This is a genomic window from Escherichia marmotae (assembly GCF_002900365.1).
Taxonomy (GTDB): domain Bacteria; phylum Pseudomonadota; class Gammaproteobacteria; order Enterobacterales; family Enterobacteriaceae; genus Escherichia; species Escherichia marmotae.
This window is the reverse complement of the sequence record NZ_CP025979.1, coordinates 1,683,862-1,698,662: the sequence shown is the minus strand read 5'-3', so window position 1 is coordinate 1,698,662 and position 14,801 is coordinate 1,683,862. Positions and strand designations below refer to the sequence as shown.

Below are 14,801 nucleotides of genomic sequence, written 5' to 3'. Positions count from 1 at the left end.
CTATTTGAGTACTGGAGAAAGAAAGTGGAAGGAAGATAAAACGGGATTCATACACCGTTAAATACCGGTTTAAAAATCCCGTGGCGCGTTTTAAAAAATCTGTGCGGCTGATTTCATGTCTGATTCCGTTTATTGCCTCAGAGCGGCGCTGACGCGTTTTCTGATGGCATCAAAAATTTCCTGTTCCCCGGTCTTATCCAGCCCCATATAAGGACGCGCAGGAACGCCTGCCGGGCGGGGTGCCATATCGGGTGTACCGCCCCACTGATGAATGGCAGCATAAATTTTTGGCGAACCAATCAGGGCATAATCCTGTCCATAATCGGTGGTAATGCTGCGTGCCAGATCGCCATGCAGGGTAAGGATACTGCCCGGAACAAAACCATGATCCTGACGCCATGCCAGCCACGAATCGCTCCACGCTTCCCAGCCTTTCCCTGTATCCGGGTCTGCCTGCCGTTCAAATGCCTGTTCCGTGGATGACAGCAGCGCCGCAGCCATCACACGGGGAATGACGCGGTCACGTGTGACGGTTCCCAGTTCATCCAGCGCAAGCTGAATACGTCGCACATCCACGGCAACGTTCATATCAAGACTCACTTATTCACCTCCACATGCCCCTCCAGTATGTCAATCATCCCGTCAGCAATCGCGGCTTCAAGCGACTGTGCAGATACGCGGCTGACACTGACCAGCACATCCGCCCGGTCATTCTGCCTGCCGACTGTCTGTGATGTTCTGACCACAATCCGGGCCGTGCCGTCACGGGTTGCCACAACATACAGTAACTGGTGGTTCTCCCTGTCCCACAATACCGCCTGTGGTTTTGCCATCAGCGACGGCAGACGCTGTAAATCCTCCGGTTTCAGGGCGGCATCAGCAGTGGTCGCCAGACTTTTCCCGTTCATTACAAGCAGACGGGCTGGCATATTCCCGGTGCGCTGATATACGGCTTCAGCCACGGATCCCGTCATAAACCCCAGCGCCCGGATTTCATGACCGGTCTGACGTGATCCTGCCAGGCGTTTAAGCCAGAGGGAAAAAGCAAGCTGACGCTCCCGGCTGTTATTCAGCGTCTGAACAACCTGTTCACGCAGCTGCGTGTCACGAACTTCCACCAGTTTTCGAATCAGTGCCTGATCCGTACCAAATGCCGCCGAACCGGGGTTATATGACCAGCCCACATCCGGCGTCATTTTTACCCGACCGTTGTCAAACGTGGTTGACGATGTGCGGAAAATCTCGCCGGTGCTTTCATCCGTACCGGCATCCACTTCGCGGGTATTCATGAATGACGCACCATAACTGACCTGTAACCCCAGCTCTTTCATGCGGGCCGCAGACAGCGCCCGGACGCGACAGCGGCAGCGCCAGCCGTTCGGCGGGTAATGCGTCTGCCAGAAAATATCGTCACACCGGAAAACCATATTGCGCAGCAAGAGGTGTTCCGGGCGCGTTCTGCCATCTTCGACAACAACGTACTGCCAGAACGGATACAGGTCCGCCGTGTTCATCATCTGCGCATAACGTCCCGCCGCATATGCTGTACGGGTGTTGACGTCATAAATGGTTGCCAGACGACGCGGACTGCCCAGTTCGATTTCCTTCGCGTTTCCCTCTGCATCCACGATGATTTGTTTTCCCCACCATCCGAGTTTTTGCAGCCGGGGGGCCAGTGTGCGGGTAAATTCCTCACGGGTGATGCCTTCACTGACAGCCCGCTCCACTTCCTCACGGATTGTGGTCAGTACATCCATCCGGGTGGCTTTGGCAACGGTAAAGGCGCGGGCGTGCGCGTCTGCCAGTTGTTCGTACCAGTTCCAGGTGATGTTGTAGCCTTTGGCGCGGAAATACGCGACAGCCTCCTTTGGCGGGAGGCGTGCGGCATACGCCAGATCAATGGTCTGCTGCGGCATCCAGACGCCCCCATATATCGGCAACAAAAATGGCACGGGTCAGCATGTCGATAAGTTCTGCATCATCCATCTGCGGATATAATGAAGCGGCTTTGTTCATGGCGGCTTCCGGGCCATCTTTCAGCACAGAAAAAATGACGGGTTTCAGCAGGGGATCAACCGAACGCTGCCAGTCTTCCGGTGAGACGCCCATCCGGTCGATATCATCCTCCTGCGGGATATCTTCAGCGGATAATGCAGCCTCTTTCTGCGGACCGTTATCCATGACGACCGGTTGAGCAGTAAACACGGCTTCATCACCGACCGGCTGCGGAATATGGAGTTTTTCCTGTATCCAGGAGACCGGAATACGCATTCCCGCCGCCAGTTTCGGAATGGCGTCAGACAGTGCCGTAATATCACCCGCTTCACTGGTATCAAATACAATGCCCGGCAGGCGGTTAATATCAATGGTGCTGTCACTGTTCAGTGCCAGCAGGGGATAAATCAGGTCACGGTTAATACTGCGGGCAAGCTGGCCCACATCCGCGTTACGGATTTCCCGGCGAACCTCATCATGCACTTCACCCAGCGACCGTGCACCTTTATCGCCGGCCTCTGTGGTCAGGGTGCCGCCCAGAATGGCTTTTGAAATCGCTTTTTCTGCCCAGCCAATCATCGCCATAAAGGGGTCTGACTGACCATCTGCGGCGCTCTGAAAATCCAGCGTCATCCCCATCGGAATAATGCCACCGGCACGTCGCCCGATATCCATCACGGCCTGCATCAGCGTGGCTTTCTCGCGGTTTGTGGAGCCGGTCGGATATTTACCGACGCGCATGGGGAGTCCGTAAATTTCCAGGAACTCCGCAAAATCACGCACGGAATAGTTTTTAAAAATAAAAGGCCAGATAAGCGTGCGCACAAGGCCATTGGTGCCAACGTACCCGGTGCGGGATTTGGCCCGGTGCATAAACCAGCCGAACGGTTGCAGCTCCAGCCCGTGATAAGACGTATCACGCAGACGTAATTCGTTCAGATTATCGGGGTTCGCGCAGAACAGCGCCGGATCGCGATGATGCAGCGCCACCGGCACGCGCATTTTTCCCAGCCAGCCCCATTCAATCTCCTGCATGGAATAACCCTTGAGAATGGCATCACCGGCATCAAACAGGGCATCTTCAAACCACGCCGCATCATGCAGATATTCATTCAGCATGTCAGCGTCTTTTTTCTCCTGTGCGCTGGCATCACGTGCCGGAGCGATGCGCCATTCCAGCGCCTGAATGGCAAGGCGGCGTTTGCTCAGTTCGGAAAAAAGGTGGGTGTCCTTTTCTTCCATATCAAAGGCCAGGTCAGCCTGTGCTGTCAGATCACCGCGTTCGGCATCACGCAGCATCTGCGCGGCCCGGTTCGGCGTCACACCACTGGAAGGATGCTCCTGCGTGCGCTTCATGACCATTGCCAGCTCATCGCTGCGGGTCTGCATTTCATCGTCAAAATCAAACGGCTGCCCGGAAATATCCAGAATACGGCCCATTACCAGCCCCCTCGTTCAAACTGGTGATAATCATCAAAATCATCGTTATCAACATCATCACCACGGTGGCGTGGTGGCAGCGCCTGTATGCTGTCCTCGTCGATAACAAAACCATTCATATAAGACGCCCTGACAGCCATACAGAGCGCCACGGCAAAGTCGCCATGTCGTCGGCCTTTACCGCCTTCATCTTTTGTGCGCCCCTTATCAATCTGCGGAATACCTTTGTCCACCTTGATGTGGAGCAGGTCATCAAGTGTGGTCTGGTGCCGGGCAATCGTGATGTTCTGCGCTTCAAACTCGCCTTTCAGTTTTGGCATCCACTCCTGATACCAGGATGCGGTCAGATTCACACAGTCGATCATCTCCGGGCCATAAATCAGACGGGCGGCTTCTGCCAGATAACCGCCGTTACCGGTGGCATCAAATGCAGCGCCGGTAAAACGGGGCAAACGGGACAGAATGAATAAAAGGATTTGTCGCTGCTGGTCATAGGTCACATTACGCAGCTCCACGCGGAAACATTCGCGTTTGCGTAAGTCAGGCGTGATGGCAAGTGGCACAAACACCGTCAGGTCGCCACGGCGTGCAAAGTCTTCGCCCAGTACGTGTTTATTGAGCGGCGACAGCGCATCGAGCAACGGGAGCAGCTCCTGTTCACACCAGTCCTGAACGATGCCGTGGCGCATTTGTGGTGTCAGCGATTCAAAATCGTCCGGGGCTTCAAAACGCAGAATCGGGATATCCCGCGCTGGCGTCATGGCGGCTTCAATCAGCACGCGTGACAGATAAGCGCCCCCGGATTTTTTAGGAATGCAGCCGTATTCCTCGTCGGCACTCTCTTTATTCGGCGCATTCCGGTACAGGCCATCACGCCAGGCTTTTTCCGCTTCCGGCGACCACGGCTGATTCGTGACGTAACAGATACGTCGGTATAACCCGTCAGCGATGGCATCATCCAGCGTGATGCGGTGAACGCTGTAATCCTTGCGCCCCTCGCGCGCATCCTGAATGTACTGGTTAAACAGGTTATCGACGCCGTTATGTGTCGATATGATCCGCACGCGGGCACCCCACATGGTGAGAGCAAAGGCCGCTTTCAGGAGTTCGTCCAGGGCTTCATGAAATGCCGCCTCATCAATCACCACGTCCCCCTGCAAACCACGCAGGTTAGACGGACGGCTTGACAGCGCCTGCACCTTAAATCCGCTGTTAGGGAAACGGATCATATAAGTGAGGATTTCTTCTTTTTTGTCGCTGTCCCAGAAGGTCTGCTCCCAGACGTCAGCCTTTGCCAGTTGGTTAAAGGCGCGGGCAAACAGGGCACAGGCGGCGATGTATTCCAGCGCCATTTCCTGACGGGAACCCACATAAAAGACGTTGCGACCACCGCGACGCTTCGGCTTTGCGGCCGTCATGACATTGCGGCCCGCTTCAGCCCATGTCAGACCGGTACGACGGGATTTTTCAGCGATGCAAATCTGGCTTTCATCCTCAAACCAGCGCCGCTGATAGCCCAGAAAAACCGGTTCATTGCGGGGCTGTGCTTCCCCGATATCGGTCACGATATTCACGCCGAGCAGTCCGGCTTCCTCACGCAGGTTGATTTTTCGGGGGGCATGAAGGGCTTTAAGGTTGTTTTCTCTGGTGTTCATAACCCTCTCATGCCTTACCCAGCAGTACATCACGGATACGCTGCTCCAGCTCTTCGCTGATGCCATCCTGCCCGCGCAGTTCTTCACTCACGGCGTTTGCCGCTTCTTCTGCGAATGCCTGGCGGATTTCTTTCTCGCGCCGGTGGCTGGACATTGCCGTGGATTCCAGACGCTGTGCCGCCAGCATGGCATTTTTCAGCAGGTCAATATCCACGTCAGATTCCGGGTTTTCGATTTGCCGCATCATGGCCTTAAAAAGCTGGCTGCGGGCCATTTCCAGAATCAGCTTTGTGGTTTCTCCCATTGGCTTGTCGCCAAGTTCTGCGGTCAGTGCTGACGTCATTTCACGCATCTGTCGCAGGTTATGGCCTACCTGCTCGACGTTCGTCGCGTAACGGTTCAGACCGGAACGGGAGAGTTTCATCTCATCCGGCAGGCCAGCGTCTTCAATCAGTGCGTTAATTTCTTCCAGAATGCGGGCCTGTGGGATCGCTTTATCACGCAGCATTTCATGCAGCGTTTTACGTACGTTTTCCGGCAGTAAATCCACTTTTGAAGCCCGGCCCCGTGTTTTCCTGTCCATCACGCCTCCTGTCATGCACGGGGACGAGGACGCTTGACACCGGCAACGCGGGCACGACCTTCTGCCACATCCTGACCTCGGGAGGTCAGCGTTACGACATAAAAGCCGCGCAGGTTTTCCACGGTGACCAGTTGCTGCTCTGCCAGCCAGTCAATCTGGCCGCGAACCACATCGCGGGAAACGTTGTGTCCGTATGCATCCAGACAGTCCTGAAGGATGGATTCGTTTGCTTCGTTATTGCAGTCCATCAGGGAACGCAGGATGACCAGACGACGGTCTTCGGTCAGAATATCGTTAATCATGAATTACTCCGGTTTACTGCGTTTTCAAGCAGCAGCTCCAGTTGATGGGAAAATGACTGCACCCGCTGGGACAGCACCCGGATATCGCCGGACAGCTCTGCAATTCGCAGGCGCATTTCGTGTACATCTTCTGTGCCAGGGATGCTGGCGTAGCGGGTTTCCATTTCGGTCATCCGGTTTTCAAGACGCTCCACACGCTCAGTGCTGGCAAAACTACGACGCATTGCCCAGACGGCCCCACCGGCCACAACAGGCAACAGGTAAGGCCATAACGCTAAAACTGAAATCAAATCCATTATTCTGCTCCACGGCACCAGTGGCAGTAGTTCGCCATCGGCTGCTGTCTCAGCACATCAGGCCGCAGCTCACGACCGCAACCGGCACACAATACAGGCGGGTCATACGCCGCCGGGCGGGGAATATCACGGGTATCCCCCTGCCAGAGTTCAGCGAGCAGCAGCGCCACCGCCCGGTTCTGGTCTTCGTTCATAAATTTCTTTCCTTCGGGTCTCCTGTTCCCGGACTGATGCCTTGTCGCGGTTGCACTGCCCGAGCGCCATCAACAGGTCAGCATTCCAGAGAAGGGATGCTCCCCACGTCAGGGGCTGTGGCATGGGCGGAACGGGCGTTGCTTCCGTCAGTTCTGCATCAGTTTCGGGCAGGATCACCACCGATGGCACGGGTGCGTTTTTCGAGTTCCCGCAACCTGTCAGCAGCAACGGCAGGCACAGGACGAGTGCTGCAATTGTCACCGGTAATGGCGGTTGTAATTTTTTGTTTTGCATCATGATGTTCTATCTCGTCTGCCAGCCGCGCGGCACGATTTGCGGCACGGATAGCGGAAAATACCTGCATCGTCTGTTCCTGACCGTGTAACAACCATTCAGCCGTGTTGCGGGCCTGTTGCTCCGTCTGTAATTCACGGCGCAGCGTCTGGTTATCGTGGCGGGTGCTGTCCAGCCTGTGCCACAACACCCCGGACAGAACGGCGGCAAACACGGCTGCCAGCAGTAAACTTTTACTGGCGAAGGTCATCCGCCCCCCTGATATTCCAGATAGCCATTTCCACTTCGCGACGGTTCATCAGTCCTTTCCATTTATGGCCTGCGGCAAACACCCAGCGGGCCATCTGGTCACGCGCTCCGGCGTAATCACCGGCATTGAGTTTTTTCAGCAGCGTTGATTTACTGAATGCGGTAACACCGGTGTTGAAAATAAACGTTGCCAGCGCCGTTTTCTGATATGGCGTCAGCGGCACCCTGACAAGACGATCGATTGCCGCATAAACCGGTTTTAAATCACTGTCGAGAAGAGCCATACACTCCGCATGGCTGTAACGGCGCATTTCGATATCCGGCCCGGTATGTCCCACACAGACCGTAAGCACACCGGCAATATCGCGGTAAGGCATATAAGCGATATTTTCCAGATGGATCAGAGACTGACGGGTCATTTCCTGATAACCACCCACACCGCCACCGGCAATCGTTGCCGCCAGCAGTGCGGCTTTCAGTTTTTTTGGTATCCCCGCCATCATGCTTCCCTGAAAAAATGCTCTGATGGCAGTCTAAAAAATCAGATGGCAGGTGCGGGATTATGGTGACAGGAAATAACCGGCAGGATGCCGGTTATTTCTGGCTTTCAGGTGAGAACAGATCAGGCTGATGACGTCGTGTATGCAGCTTTCTCTGGCGGGCAATAATCTGGTAGATCTGCGGCTGGGACAGGCGATACTGGCGACGCAGTTCTTCCATGTTACGACCATTGAACTGGCAGTAAAGCAAATCGTCGTGTAACGCGGTCAGGATCGTATCGCCGCAGGGGATGTAAAACTGCCGCCCGCCCAGAAAACAGGACAGGGCAACGGCCTGTTTACGGGCAAGCTCACGGGGATTGCTGACGTTCTGGCGTTTCAGTTCGTTTTCCAGAACATCAATCAGATCAACCACCGAACGGGGCCAGCGTGATTCCAGTTCCGGGGCCGGGATGTTATCAATATGTCCGATTAACTGGCGAATTGCCGGATCGTGTTCAAATAAATCATGCTGCATATTTTCCCCTGGTTAACAGACAGAAAGATACACCATGGCACTGATGGTTATCAGAACCACAAGGGCAATCACTTTTATCGCACTCATCAGCGTGGACGGCCCGAAACATTCATCACTGAATTTTCTGTACATGGTGCCCCTTTACCCGAACAGACGAGCGCGAAAACGAAAGGAGAGCCAGAACGTCAGCAATCCGGCCAGCGCCCAGATGACATGCTCAGGACCCGTTTTCAGTTGAGACGTTGCCATCACGGCTAATCCCAGCCCGGACAGACTCCCCAGCCAGGTCAGAGGCCAGACGAACCGGGCAAAATGTTCAGGCACCCGGCAGCTCATTATCAGCGCATCCAGACAATCAGCGGCAACACATAAAGCAACACTGAAAACCGAGGCACAGCAAAACATCAGCGCGCGCCAGCCACAAAACAGACTTATCCACAATAACAGCGCCAGTAATACCACCGATAAAAAATCAGGCCACTGACGAGCAGAACGCTCAGACATAATGTTTCTCCCTGTAAAGCAGGCAATGATGAAGAATTTCCGGCATATCAACTGACTGCCAGCCTTTCATGTAATAACTGCCGTGGGTGCCATCATGACCGGTATAGTCGCGGGGCGCAGGCCGTGGCCCACCGGCGACACGGTGCAAAACCTCCTGACGCAGCCGCTCACGTCTGCCAAGATGAAAGGATGCATTCCAGCCTTTACCCATGATGATTTCCCCCGGTACGGTTATTCATCACAGGATATTGAGGACGTAAAAAAAGCCGGATTAACCGGCTTTACTGTTTACAGAAGTGAGGGCTGGTACTGGCGGTATTTCAGCCGTCGCATCCGGCGAATGGCCTTGTAAACCGTATTGAAAGTGACACCATAACGGGTGGTCAGTTCGCTGACGTTGCGACCGTTAAAATCATTCCAGATACGCAAATCCCGAATCAGCGAGTCCAGAACCTGACCGCGTGGAATGTAGACCTGACCGCCGCCCAGATGCTTACAGATAGCCACAACAATCTCCAGTGAATGGGCAGGATCAACACCCAGCCGGGACAATTCCCCGCGTAGTAAATCGTTCAGCTCCGCCAGCAGTGCCGGAAAGCGTGACGTATCCTCTGCAGGATTGTCAAGATGTGCCAGGATGGTGTCATCCTGCAAATCACCAAATAAATCTTCCGTCATTGTGCCATCCTCCGCGTCTTTCTGGCATGGGCATAAGCCGCCGTCATGGCATCATAGCCGCGCAGTTCACGACCGGACGGACTGACCGGCAATGGAAGCCCGTGACGGGAAAAGGCTTCACGAATACAGCGGATGTGCCACTGCTTGAGTGTTTCGAGGACTGTCAGCAGCGTGTCGCCATGACACCACGCCAGTGTGGAAACGCCCTGTCCGCCGTTGCGTTTCGCGGTCAGGCGCTGAACATATTTATCCAGCGCCACATCACCGCCATCGGTAATAAAACCGTCTTCTGCCATCTGCTGCCAGACTTTGTACACCTTCTCGCGGGGCGTGACATGTTCCTTAAAGCGGCGACGTGGATGTTTATTCAGCTTCTTAAAGCCGCGTTCTTTCATTGCATCGAGCGTCTGTTCCAGTTGCGTAACCGTCAGCTCGCGGCAACTGGTTTTGCCCGTTTTCTGCATCAGAAAGGCGCGGTAAGTGTCATCGTCGAGTTGTAGCTCCCGACGGGCGACATGGATTAATTTAATAAGCGATGTGCGATTCATTTGCTCACCTCTCATATTAAGGAATGAGATATGAAAATTGATTATGACGAGATAGCCAGAATATTTGATGTTTTTCTGGAGGCCGACACCGCATTCATTCGACTGGAAGATGTCGGCTGGGATCGTTCTCAGCGGCACAGCGACAGCCATCAGAAGCTGGTTTTCCATATTCTGTTGCTGGTTGAAAATGGTTTTATCAGCAACAGATATCTGGAAACAGGCACCGCAAAAAGCATTGGTCTCACCCCAACAAGCCTCGGATATTCATATTCAGGCACCAGTGTCAGACTTACACAAGATGGTCATGATTTTGCGAAAGCACTACATCAAAAACCCATTCTTGAGCGCATAAAACAGGACCTTGCCGACGCCCCGATGACGCTCGTAACAGACGTCGGCAAACAGTGGTTAACCTCGTTTCTTAAAAAGAAACTCGGGATTGAATAGTTCCCGGTTCATACGTTGCAGCACATCAAGGGCGGCGACAGCCGCCACTTTATCGTTACCATCAGCAATAGTGCGGAGATTTTCAATAATCCAGTGAGGACTCAGTGACTCAGCAATAATGCCAAACCGGTACGCCATGACTTCATCAATAGCTTTTTCATGAGACGGCTCATATACAAAATTCACAAAGTCATGCACTTCTTTTTTCGGCAAACCACCGGCAATCAGCAGGGCGGCAAGCTCTTCTGATTTTGAAAATACACCATTATTCATGTCACTCACCTTCACAATTCATGCACGCCGTGTCATCGCCCATATCGCAGTGGTTGCATTTCTGCCCGCCACAATGAGGGCACTCTTTCAGATATTCAGGGGATTCATTACCGCAGGTCGGGCATTCCTGTTTCACCGTGGTAAATTTCCCCAGCCACGAATACGATGTTTCATTGTTTTCCATTGTTTACCTCCGCCTGTTTTTGCGCCCGGATAAATTCGTCAGAAAGGATTTCAGTCATGCGGCCCTGTGCGGGAGTCATCCCTGTCATGACGTAAATCACATCACCAACACGGAACCACCGGAGCGGGCCGAATATTGTTGCGCTGAAATCCAGTCCCAGTGCGGGTAAGAGAGCGTCAGTACGGGCATAAGTGACCGGAATATTCTCCTGCCATATTTTCGCCAGCTCTTTTGACTGCTCCCGCAGATGTGCAGGAATGCGCGATGTTCTTGGCCTGCAACTGTTACCTGATGCGGAGCGTTGTACAGTCCACAACTCCGGCGAGAAAGGTCGCTCATTCCCCGGAAAATTCACGCCATGAAAATGACGCCCACCAATACCTGTGCTGAATACTGACCGGCAACCACAACCCAGAACCTTATCAAGATGGCGGGCTTCTTCGCGTAGTTTCAGGCAGTCCGCCATAAACTGGTCCCATGCCAGCAGTGCTGCGGGATTTGACGTTTTAAAAAACATCACGCCACCTCCTGCACCGCTGCGGGAGCCGGAGAACAATCAAGAATGAGATAACGCAGTACATGGTCGGTGATATTCCAGGCGCTTGAACTGCAAATAAAACGCCCCAGCCGGATATCGATATAAGCCATCACAAAACGGGGCATTCCCTGTTCGCACATTCTGTTATCCACCTCAGCAACAATGTGGACTGACTCACAGGTCAGCACGCCCGTCGCAAACTCTTTTGCCAGCGCGGGGATGGTATTACCTTCCACCCAGGGTAATGAGCGACGCCAGTTGCACCACACCGCATCATCAACAGCAGGCTGCTCAGTTGCGTTTCGTCTTACAGGCGACGTCGGACGCGGGCGCGGAACGTCATAAAATCCGTTGCATTCGGTGAGCACTCCGGCATCAACCGCATCACGCAGGAAATACACCATTGACGAGGGCAGCATATTCATTTTTTCAGCCAGAACTCCGCAGGTCAGGCGTCCGTAAGCCCGTAATAATGTGCTGACACCATTCAGAATTTTTGCATCAACCATGTTTTATTCCTCAGTAATCTGTTTCAGGTGCGAGCAATCCCCTGACGTATCGCGCCATAATTAAAAGAATGTGAATTAATTAAATATTAATGGTGGTATTAAATACCGGCTTCCTGTTCAAATGGAATAATAGAAAAATCCTCAATGCCTGATTTAACTGTAATTCCGGCAACGCCTGCGACCGCTTTCGGTTCCAGTAAAATCGCTTCCTTGTTGATTTCCTGCTTCGTGCGAATAAAGCGTTGCAGGCCAAGACGCTCCAGCGTTTCCATCACTGCATCCATACCACGAATACTTACTGATGGCGGACGGACCCGCCACGATACATCACCGGTGACAAGATTCGCCGTCTTCACTTTGCCGCCGTTCGTCAGTTCGTCGCGGTTCGCTTCACACCATCCCTGAACGCCTTTTGAAAGGGTTTCAATATCGGTTTTAATCGGTGCAATCCGGGCTGCAAATTTCTCCGTAATTTCCGCGATGGCATCATTCATTTCCGTTTCCAGACGTGATGCTTCGCGCTGTAAATCCCCGATGCGTTTAATATCGGTAATCACCGCATCGCGGTTTTGTGGCACATAAGCCGCTGCGGCACTTTTGATACGTTTTGCTGGTTTAGCCATAAATTAAAGCTCCTGTTAATTAATATCCGCTGTATACAATGCTGGATACAGCTCGATTGCTTAATTCCATCTTTCGGGCAATGACATGAATATCCAGTCCTTCTTTATAAAGTTCACGACATAAATATTTGTCGTGTTCACTGATTCGGTATACACACAATGATATTCCGTGCCTTCTGGCATGTGCCCGGAGGGCGGTTGTGGCGACTTTCAGTTTTTCCGCCATTTCTTCAATGGTCATTTTCCCGACGTTGGCTTCGATAAATTCCCGGTCTTCGCGTGACCAGCGCTTACGATTACACTTCATGTCAGTCACCATTCAGTACAGCAGAGGCTCGCGCAGTGATGCCGGAATATGCCGCAGCGATAACTGAACCGCTTTCAGGGCAAGCGAGGAATAACAGCAGCGCGCCCAGCCTTTTGCCATTAACCGGTAATCGCGCCAGATACGCTGCCACATTTCACGGGCTTCAGGGTCTGATGCGCAGATGTATTCCCGGTCCATGACGTACTCCCATAAATCCACGTTGAACGCACCACCAAATGCAATGGCGCGGGATATGCTTTCGCCGCAATAACGCGCACAGATGCTGTAATGGTCGAAAGCGATCAGGTACGTCTTTTCACCACAATCATCAACTTTCCTGGCGCAAATAAACTCGCGTAATTCACCACCGTTGTTATTGCGTTCCTGAATTCGGATTAATGCCTGAATTTCATTTCGGATTTTGACGTTCATTGTCAGCGTTCCTTTGCGAATTAATGTTTAACCGCATTCACCGGATGTGGTACTAAATCACATTCAGCTTCCATACCCACTTTCTTCATAGTGGTCAGCATCTCATCTTTGGCCTTTTTAATAATTTCAGGAGCCATAGTCAGGACGATATTTGCCAGTAAATCATGAGGCCCGGTATTTTCCGTTGGCGAGATATCTGCAAGACATGCTTTTGCATCCAGAACTTCTCTGCGCCCATTGCAACCGTCACTACTTTCCAGCCATGTAAACTCAAAGATAACCTTTGCCATTTTGTTTCTCCTTATTGATTCTGAATAACTGCGCTGGCTTTTACCTTCGCGCCTTTTACCTGCTTAAAGAAAACCGCGCTGCACCACGGACAACATGTCAGGGAATCCCGAATTTCCTTTTCGGGTGAGCATTGCGTCATAATCTGTTCACCACATCCGGGGCATTTATATGTCGTCAGCGGCACCCCGTGGCACTGACAGTGTTTAACCCATTCAATATATTTTTCAGCTTTAATACACATCGTTATCTCCAGATAATCTGGCAACCATTAAGACGGGCCGTCCATACAGAACGGGCCACCCCGGACTTATGCTCCATAATTCTGACCGCGCTTTTTACCAGTTCCACCGGTGGGTAAGTGATTTCAAGAATCGGACGCGCCACGCCGAGATATGATTCATTTACATGACTCCCGCGCGCCTGTAACCAGTTCTGCGCATCCGTTGCCATTTTTATATTTCGGGCCATCATAATTTCTTCTCCTTCTTAATTACGCAGCAGCGTTGAAATATCAACGTCCAGGTCTAATTCACGGAAAGCCTGACGCAGATAATCTTCGTTAACACGCTCACCTTTACCGTGAGCCGTCATGGCGGCAAGGCGAAGTGAATGATTCAGAATGCGAAGCGCACCTGGTTTCTGCGCAATCTGCTGTAATAACTCCAGTTCATTTTCGCCGTTAATCTGCCAGGCATCCGCAATAGCTTTTACATCGGCTTTTTTGGTTTTATTAATTGCAGTGCGCTTTGCAATACGGGAAAACAGACGGGCAAATTCAACCGTTCTGTTACCCCCCGTCATATTTGAATAAACCCGGTGATTTCCCATCAGCACAAGGCCAGTGCGGGTTGATTCCTGTAACAGGCGGAGTTCTTCCAGAACTTCGGCACCAAGATGATCAGCTTCGTCGATGATAACCAGCCCCTGTGTACCTTCAAGGCGACGTCGCAGGGCACGGGAGAGTGGCCCTTTACGGCGTGGTGCGTCATTCATTCCCAGCTCAAACGCCAGTTCAGTAAGACATTCCAGAACGCTGGCACAGGATGGCGTAATGGTGATCATCCAGACATTGTTATTGGTGCGGCGATATTCACGGGCCGCTTCGGTTTTGCCCACACCAGGATTGCCACATACAACAGCAATACTTTCAGTCAGGCTGGCAAAACGCATACTTGTCCAGATTTGTTTTACCGTCTGCGTTTCCACAAAGCGGGGCGGTTCAGGTAGTTCTGCCACTGCATGATATTTTTCCAGCCAGCGTTGCAGCATTTGTGAGACACGCTCGTTATCCCCGTTGTACTTATCATTGATAAAACTACTGATAGTTCCGGTAGAAAGTCCGCTCTCAAGAGCAATTTGTTTAAAGGTGGTTTCTTCATTTTCTACAAGCGTGCGCAGTCCTGCGCGAATATCGGAAATATTCATCTGAATAACCTCGTAA

At 52.5% G+C, this 14,801-nt stretch carries 28 protein-coding genes; 1 reads left to right on the top strand and 27 read right to left on the bottom strand.

Going from position 1 to position 14,801, the window contains the following annotated elements; genetic code table 11:
- Positions 1–129: 129 nt before the first annotated feature.
- From C1192_RS08885 to C1192_RS08810, 16 genes are all read right to left on the bottom strand, one after another.
- Positions 130–600 (bottom strand): phage virion morphogenesis protein, encoded by a 471-nt coding sequence (locus C1192_RS08885; RefSeq protein WP_000050891.1) that lies wholly within the window; start codon positions 598–600, stop codon positions 130–132.
- Positions 597–1,916, bottom strand: coding sequence for a phage minor head protein (locus C1192_RS08880; RefSeq protein WP_038355570.1), 1,320 nt, complete (start codon positions 1,914–1,916; stop codon positions 597–599). The genes C1192_RS08885 and C1192_RS08880 overlap by 4 nt, the downstream gene beginning before the upstream one ends.
- The gene (locus C1192_RS08875; RefSeq protein ID WP_021579478.1) at positions 1,897–3,435 is read right to left on the bottom strand and encodes a DUF935 domain-containing protein; all 1,539 of its coding nucleotides are present in this window, start codon (positions 3,433–3,435) and stop codon (positions 1,897–1,899) included. The genes C1192_RS08880 and C1192_RS08875 overlap by 20 nt, the downstream gene beginning before the upstream one ends.
- Positions 3,435–5,090 (bottom strand): terminase large subunit domain-containing protein, encoded by a 1,656-nt coding sequence (locus C1192_RS08870; protein WP_038355571.1) that lies wholly within the window; start codon positions 5,088–5,090, stop codon positions 3,435–3,437. The genes C1192_RS08875 and C1192_RS08870 overlap by 1 nt, the downstream gene beginning before the upstream one ends.
- 7 nt (positions 5,091–5,097) lie before the next feature.
- Entirely contained in the window at positions 5,098–5,673 is a 576-nt protein-coding gene (locus C1192_RS08865) for a DUF3486 family protein (protein ID WP_000375394.1), read from the bottom strand.
- Between the two features lie 11 nt (positions 5,674–5,684).
- Positions 5,685–5,975 carry a VpaChn25_0724 family phage protein gene (locus C1192_RS08860; RefSeq protein ID WP_000606409.1) on the bottom strand — a complete coding sequence of 97 codons (291 nt, stop codon included), beginning with the start codon at positions 5,973–5,975 and terminating at the stop codon, positions 5,685–5,687.
- Positions 5,972–6,271 (bottom strand): DUF2730 family protein, encoded by a 300-nt coding sequence (locus tag C1192_RS08855; protein WP_000364295.1) that lies wholly within the window; start codon positions 6,269–6,271, stop codon positions 5,972–5,974. Before C1192_RS08855 ends, C1192_RS08860 begins: the two co-directional genes overlap by 4 nt.
- Complete coding sequence (locus C1192_RS08850) at positions 6,271–6,465, bottom strand: hypothetical protein (RefSeq protein ID WP_001001316.1); 195 nt, start codon at positions 6,463–6,465, stop codon at positions 6,271–6,273. Before C1192_RS08850 ends, C1192_RS08855 begins: the two co-directional genes overlap by 1 nt.
- Complete coding sequence (lysC, locus tag C1192_RS26175) at positions 6,422–6,643, bottom strand: Rz1-like lysis system protein LysC (protein WP_138650923.1); 222 nt, start codon at positions 6,641–6,643, stop codon at positions 6,422–6,424. Before lysC ends, C1192_RS08850 begins: the two co-directional genes overlap by 44 nt.
- The gene (locus C1192_RS08840) at positions 6,624–7,010 is read right to left on the bottom strand and encodes a DUF2570 domain-containing protein (protein WP_103194790.1); all 387 of its coding nucleotides are present in this window, start codon (positions 7,008–7,010) and stop codon (positions 6,624–6,626) included. The genes lysC and C1192_RS08840 overlap by 20 nt, the downstream gene beginning before the upstream one ends.
- Positions 6,994–7,509 (bottom strand): lysozyme, encoded by a 516-nt coding sequence (locus C1192_RS08835; RefSeq protein ID WP_000907404.1) that lies wholly within the window; start codon positions 7,507–7,509, stop codon positions 6,994–6,996. Before C1192_RS08835 ends, C1192_RS08840 begins: the two co-directional genes overlap by 17 nt.
- A 94-nt stretch (positions 7,510–7,603) precedes the next feature.
- Complete coding sequence (locus C1192_RS08830) at positions 7,604–8,026, bottom strand: Mor transcription activator family protein (RefSeq protein WP_038355572.1); 423 nt, start codon at positions 8,024–8,026, stop codon at positions 7,604–7,606.
- Between the two features lie 141 nt (positions 8,027–8,167).
- Positions 8,168–8,530 carry a hypothetical protein gene (locus tag C1192_RS08825; protein WP_000004161.1) on the bottom strand — a complete coding sequence of 121 codons (363 nt, stop codon included), beginning with the start codon at positions 8,528–8,530 and terminating at the stop codon, positions 8,168–8,170.
- Positions 8,523–8,741: a hypothetical protein gene (locus C1192_RS08820; protein ID WP_000515807.1), complete on the bottom strand. Its 219-nt coding sequence runs from the start codon at positions 8,739–8,741 to the stop codon at positions 8,523–8,525. The genes C1192_RS08825 and C1192_RS08820 overlap by 8 nt, the downstream gene beginning before the upstream one ends.
- Before the next feature lie 77 nt (positions 8,742–8,818).
- Positions 8,819–9,208: a Mor transcription activator family protein gene (locus C1192_RS08815; protein WP_000133856.1), complete on the bottom strand. Its 390-nt coding sequence runs from the start codon at positions 9,206–9,208 to the stop codon at positions 8,819–8,821.
- A complete protein-coding gene (locus tag C1192_RS08810; protein ID WP_001082361.1) occupies positions 9,205–9,756 on the bottom strand; it encodes a gp16 family protein in 552 nt (183 codons plus the stop codon). Before C1192_RS08810 ends, C1192_RS08815 begins: the two co-directional genes overlap by 4 nt.
- Positions 9,757–9,786: 30 nt before the next feature.
- On the opposite strand from C1192_RS08810, the gene C1192_RS08805 reads away from it, so the two are divergent.
- The gene (locus C1192_RS08805; protein ID WP_038355573.1) at positions 9,787–10,203 is read left to right on the top strand and encodes a DUF2513 domain-containing protein; all 417 of its coding nucleotides are present in this window, start codon (positions 9,787–9,789) and stop codon (positions 10,201–10,203) included.
- Here the strand turns inward: C1192_RS08805 and C1192_RS08800 are convergent.
- The 11 genes from C1192_RS08800 to C1192_RS08750 form a co-directional block, all read right to left on the bottom strand.
- Entirely contained in the window at positions 10,165–10,476 is a 312-nt protein-coding gene (locus C1192_RS08800) for a hypothetical protein (RefSeq protein ID WP_001059085.1), read from the bottom strand. The two genes, C1192_RS08805 and C1192_RS08800, sit on opposite strands and share 39 nt — an antisense overlap.
- 1 nt (position 10,477) lies before the next feature.
- Positions 10,478–10,660, bottom strand: a complete 183-nt coding sequence (locus tag C1192_RS08795; protein ID WP_000429706.1) for a hypothetical protein — start codon at positions 10,658–10,660, stop codon at positions 10,478–10,480.
- A complete protein-coding gene (locus C1192_RS08790; protein ID WP_000465549.1) occupies positions 10,647–11,177 on the bottom strand; it encodes a Mu-Gp12 family protein in 531 nt (176 codons plus the stop codon). The genes C1192_RS08795 and C1192_RS08790 overlap by 14 nt, the downstream gene beginning before the upstream one ends.
- Entirely contained in the window at positions 11,177–11,707 is a 531-nt protein-coding gene (locus tag C1192_RS08785; RefSeq protein WP_038355574.1) for a hypothetical protein, read from the bottom strand. The genes C1192_RS08790 and C1192_RS08785 overlap by 1 nt, the downstream gene beginning before the upstream one ends.
- Positions 11,708–11,805: 98 nt before the next feature.
- Positions 11,806–12,330, bottom strand: a complete 525-nt coding sequence (locus C1192_RS08780) for a host-nuclease inhibitor Gam family protein (RefSeq protein WP_001107930.1) — start codon at positions 12,328–12,330, stop codon at positions 11,806–11,808.
- Between the two features lie 19 nt (positions 12,331–12,349).
- Positions 12,350–12,637: a hypothetical protein gene (locus C1192_RS08775; protein ID WP_000650004.1), complete on the bottom strand. Its 288-nt coding sequence runs from the start codon at positions 12,635–12,637 to the stop codon at positions 12,350–12,352.
- A 12-nt stretch (positions 12,638–12,649) separates the two neighbouring features.
- Positions 12,650–13,069, bottom strand: coding sequence for a hypothetical protein (locus C1192_RS08770; protein WP_001101153.1), 420 nt, complete (start codon positions 13,067–13,069; stop codon positions 12,650–12,652).
- Between the two features lie 20 nt (positions 13,070–13,089).
- Positions 13,090–13,359 (bottom strand): hypothetical protein, encoded by a 270-nt coding sequence (locus C1192_RS08765; protein ID WP_021560932.1) that lies wholly within the window; start codon positions 13,357–13,359, stop codon positions 13,090–13,092.
- 11 nt (positions 13,360–13,370) lie between these two features.
- The gene (locus tag C1192_RS26270; RefSeq protein WP_000334953.1) at positions 13,371–13,601 is read right to left on the bottom strand and encodes a hypothetical protein; all 231 of its coding nucleotides are present in this window, start codon (positions 13,599–13,601) and stop codon (positions 13,371–13,373) included.
- A gap of 2 nt (positions 13,602–13,603) precedes the next feature.
- On the bottom strand, positions 13,604–13,831 hold the full coding sequence (locus C1192_RS08755; protein WP_000968313.1) for a Kil protein family: 228 nt from the start codon (positions 13,829–13,831) through the stop codon (positions 13,604–13,606).
- A gap of 15 nt (positions 13,832–13,846) precedes the next feature.
- Positions 13,847–14,785, bottom strand: coding sequence for an AAA family ATPase (locus C1192_RS08750; protein WP_001026711.1), 939 nt, complete (start codon positions 14,783–14,785; stop codon positions 13,847–13,849).
- Positions 14,786–14,801 lie beyond the last annotated feature (16 nt).